The organism is Pseudomonas sp. FYR_5 (assembly GCF_043106315.1).
GTDB lineage: Bacteria > Pseudomonadota > Gammaproteobacteria > Pseudomonadales > Pseudomonadaceae > Aquipseudomonas > Aquipseudomonas putida_Y.
Genome location: NZ_JBICMK010000109.1, coordinates 1 through 4,430 on the forward strand (window position 1 = coordinate 1; position 4,430 = coordinate 4,430).

The window sequence follows — 4,430 nt, forward strand, 5'->3', positions numbered from 1 at the left end:
TCATCTGGCCGAGGGCATCGAATTCGGCGAGCAGGTTGCCCTTGTCGTCGTAGCGCGCTCGCCAGGTGCTGCCATCCGGGTAGCTGACCTGGGTCACCAGCGTGGTCAGGTGGTGATAAGCGTTTCCACCGCTTCGTTGTTCACCACGCGCTTGATGTCGGTTAGGCGACCCAGCGGGTTGTCGTACTGCAGGTGCACGCGGGGGCCGCCGGTGGCGCTGATGTCGATCAATGTTCCGTCGGGTGTGCGAGTGAAGTGCAGGAAGTGGTCGCCCTCGGTGCACACCAAGTACACCTGCTTGTACGGGTTGTAGATGCGCTAGCCGATATATGCCGTAAAAATACTGGCTCCGCTAACACTTTGGCAGAGCCAGTCCAATACTTAACTGTTAAAGATCACACCACCAAACTCTCACAACAAAACTTATGCAGAAAGTAAATCTCGAAAGACCCGAAGACAAGATATCTAATCCTTAAACTGCACTCCGCGAACCGAGCTATTTTCAAAAATAGACTTGACGCGAGCAGCCACCACAATGACGGAGCTTTCCTCTTCAGCCCTAACGACGTCACTAGAAAGTATTGCCTCATCATCCAAAACTATCTTGCTGAACCATCTAGGGCCATCTGGCATATAGCTAAGCAACGGTTCGCTAACGGACTCCTTCAAGTTAAAAGCTGGTGATTTATCAATCACGCTGAACACTTTGTAACCAGCATAGGAAACCTCACCTATCAGTAGATCCGCATCCACAAACTGAACACCAGAAATGTTTTCTGCCCTCATTAATTCGTAGAGCCGTGGCGAAATCAAATTGGGCCCGTCACTGTAAAAAAAATCATAGCTCAAGAGCTTGGAGGCACTGACCCTTTTTGATCCCTCGAAGCAGACTTTTATATCCTTGCTTACAGCCACACCCTCTTTAAAAACCCCAGATTCTTCACCTGACAACATCTTTACCTTCAGCCAGTAACTCTCAGGGTAATCATCTGAAATAGAAAGTATATGATTCCTAACCACAAGCTGGTTCTCTAGCAGAGTTTTTATTCAGCGCCGACTCATCTGCGCGCAATCCCTTTCTCTCATCAACCATGACTCCGTGAGTTAGCCTTTTGATAGTCCGCTTTGGTTCAACCTTTTTACGTAATCGTGAATAACATCCAGTTTTTCTCTATGGTCGAAGTATTATTACGCGGAAGAGCTTCGATATACCGTTCACACCCGGTGACTCTCCTCACATTTCGGCAGGAAATCAATATTGTATAAATTATGAACAGTTACCTCGCCCACTTGCTTGCAGCATTCTTAGATAGCTGCCGCGGGAACAACATGATTTTTTTGAAAGCCATATATCCCAAGCATCGTATTATAGCCCCCTGAGACACGCCGTCTAAAGATTGACGAGCGAAGACTTCGCTTACACTCGCTGTGCTAAAAAAGCAACGCTGGCACTGCCGCCTGTTAGGCAGAACCAACGCGCTGCATATTTTCAAAGGTCTGGCGTGACACGCAACAATCAAAGACATCTAGCCCCTCGCAAAGCTCTTAGAGCCTTCAAATATCGTTCAATTCAGCCCATGCATCATACGAATAATTATCATCAACTTTTTCAAACGAAACACCCTTCAAGCCAGTTGCCGCCGACTTGAACCTCTCACTACAAAACAGCTCTAAGGTTTCTTGACATCTAAAAATATCCGACTGCAGCTCTGGGGAAACCACAAACCTACTTATAGCATCAATATTCACCGCCCCCGTATAAATATGACTTTCAATTTCGAGACCGGTCTCCAGGTCCTTGGATGTTTCGAATACCGACTCAATCTTATCCAGAGCCGCTAAACTTTCACCAGGAAGAAAAATGAAAAACTCCCCTTTCCTAGACTGCTCCTTATAGGTTATCTCCAAAGGAATAGCCTTATACTTCCCCCCAACCTCATCGCAAACCTCTAAAAATTTTTTCGAAACATAAGTATCACCGATGCTGTAGTAATCAAACTCCAGATCCGACAACTCCATTTCAAGCCCGGACAGCTTTAAAACATATTTTTTTGTTATATTTAGCCCCAGCGGACTTGGCTCAAACGGATCCCATTCAAACTCACTACAATTAAAAAAACCTGACAACACGATTGGGCAGCCACTGCCCTGCGGGTCATAGCGTAAAACGTAATAATTGGAACCACTCACAAAAGCCTCCCAGTGATCGCATCCACAACAAACGTATTATTCTCCAGACTTTCTCTCGCGAAATTCTGGATTTTACCTATACCTAATACCAATTGCGTATCAGAAACCTTACCAGCCCTAAAGGCGTCATTCAAAGCAGAAATCTTAGACTCAATGACCTTAGTATATTTAGCATGACTTGACCAATGCCCTGGCAGATCAATGTTTTGCGTTAGCTTCTTACTACCCGGCAAAAATATACCATTGGATGCACCATCATCATTAAAGCCCATTGACCGAAGCCTGTTAAACATTTTTTCGTAACGAGGCTTTTTCATTATTTCTTCGGGGATTAAATGATGATTAGCCATTCCATCCCCCTTTCTGGCCCCCATGTTATTACCCAGTTTCGTAGAGCACCACCCCAGCGGATCGATTTCTTGGATAGGGTTTTCAGCGTACGAATATATATTCAAGCCCCCTGCCAAGCCTATGGGGTCCTGAGTCAAAAATCGGCCAACCTTAGGATCATAGAATCTGAAAGTGTTGTAATGCAGTCCGGTTTCGACATCAAAGTATTGGCCTTGGAAGCGTAGATTCTGCTCAACCTTATTAACAGGCAGTTGCTCTACAGCCCCCCAACAACGGTACGTCGCCTGCCAAATGATCTGCCCGTCACTGTCCGTCAGCTCCAGCGGCGTACCAATCTGATCGGTATGGAAGTAATAGACCTTCTGCTCTTCCCCTTCAACCTGATCAACCCGCGCCAACGGCGCATAGCTACCCGGCTCGTACAGGTACAAGATGCTCTTCGCAGGCGTCTCCTCACGCAGCATCCTCAGCCCCTGCCAGAGAAAGCGCTTCTGTTCGACCTCGCCCTTGATTTCAGCCTGCTTGGCCACCCGCCGCCCAAGGCTGTCGTACCGGTACTCGCCTTGGCTTTCCAGCTTGCCATTGACCAACGTCTCCGCCCGCACCAGCCGGTTCTCGCAGTCATAGCTGAAGTGCTGCAGCTTACTGTGCCCCGAGCGCTTCTCGATCAGGTTGCCCCACGGGTCGTAGCGATACTCCTGATCCCGCCACTGTTTGATGCGGTTGTCCTTGACCTTGTCGAACTGCCGCGCATTGAAGTCCAGGCGGTTGGCTGCCGGGTCGTAGCGGAATTCCTCACTGCCGATCAGCGAGCCGGTATCGCGACTGCGCAATTGGCCATTGGCTTCGTACTCGTACTTGATCTCGCCGCGTAGCTTGTCAAGGGTACGCACCAGTTCACCGGCCGGGTCGTACTGGTAACGGCGGTGGATCGGGTTGTAGGCGTGCTCGACCAGCAACGAGGTATTGATGCCAGTGTTATGCACCTGCGAAAGCTTGTCGGCCGGCAAGGTCGAGGCAAACTGCCAGGCCTTGCGCCCCATGGCGTCATAACCGAAGCAACTGGTGAGCTTGCCCTGGGTCCGGTACACCTCGCGGTGCAGGTCATCGCGCTCCATGTCGCTGATCACCTGACCATCCAGGTTCAGCTGGTGCAGGTGACCGCTGCCGTAGTACAGGTGATTGACCTTGCGCCCATCCGGGAGGGTCAGCGTGGTCAGGTTGCTGAGCGGGTCGTACTCGTAGCCGAGCGTGCCGTCAGGGCTGATTTCTTTGCTCAGTCGGCCGAGCAGATCGTAGGTGTATTCCAGCTTCTCTTCCGTGATCCCAAGCTGCTTGCCGATCCCGGTCGGTTGCCGCTCGATGCTCAGCAACCGGTCACCGTCGTCATAGGTGAATCGCTGTTGTGCGTCGCTATTCAGTTTGGCGACCAAACGACCAATGGCATCACGCTCGAACAGCGTATGGCGCTCGGGCCGCTCGGCATTTTCGCCATAGCCAATCTCATCCAGTCGTGTGAGATGGCCGCCGACGTCGTAGCTGAAACGCCGGGTCAGGTTATCCACCCGCACTTCTTCGCTCAGCCGGTCCGAAGCGTCGTAGGCAAAGCTGTACGTGGCGTTGTTCTCGTTGACCAGCGCGGTCAGGCGCATGGCCTTGTCGTACTCGTACCGAACCCGTTGGCCCTTGGCATCCTGGCGGCTGCTCGGCAGGCCACGGGCCGTGCGCATCAGGCGGGTGGTCTGGCCCTTGCCGTCGGTGTGGCTGAGCACCTGCCCGTAGACGTTGTAGGTGAAGCTTTCCGTGGTGCCGTCCGGGTGGCTGATGCGCAGCACTTCGCCGTCGGGCTTGCGCGCCAGTGTGGTGGTCTGGTTCAGCGCGTCCGTTAC

The 4,430-nt window shown here is 51.4% G+C and carries 3 protein-coding genes and 2 pseudogenes; all 5 read right to left on the bottom strand.

The window, feature by feature from the left end; genetic code table 11:
- A pseudogene (locus tag ACF8RA_RS23185) lies at positions 1-97 on the bottom strand (hypothetical protein); the annotation flags it as partial.
- 17 nt (positions 98-114) lie between these two features.
- Positions 115-318, bottom strand: a pseudogene (locus tag ACF8RA_RS23190) (hypothetical protein); the annotation flags it as partial.
- A 147-nt stretch (positions 319-465) separates the two neighbouring features.
- Positions 466-954: an imm11 family protein gene (locus ACF8RA_RS23195; protein ID WP_256559351.1), complete on the bottom strand. Its 489-nt coding sequence runs from the start codon at positions 952-954 to the stop codon at positions 466-468.
- 600 nt (positions 955-1,554) lie between these two features.
- Positions 1,555-2,190: an imm11 family protein gene (locus ACF8RA_RS23200; RefSeq protein WP_100774671.1), complete on the bottom strand. Its 636-nt coding sequence runs from the start codon at positions 2,188-2,190 to the stop codon at positions 1,555-1,557.
- A partial coding sequence (locus ACF8RA_RS23205) for an RHS repeat-associated core domain-containing protein (RefSeq protein WP_392519616.1) occupies positions 2,187-4,430 on the bottom strand: 2,244 nt, incomplete at its 5' end. The genes ACF8RA_RS23200 and ACF8RA_RS23205, both read right to left, overlap by 4 nt.

Excerpts from the sequence above, each read along its gene's own strand:
- ACF8RA_RS23195 (WP_256559351.1), bottom strand. The coding sequence starts at position 954 with ATGTTGTCAGGTGAAGAATCTGGGGTTTTTAAAGAGGGTGTGGCTGTA.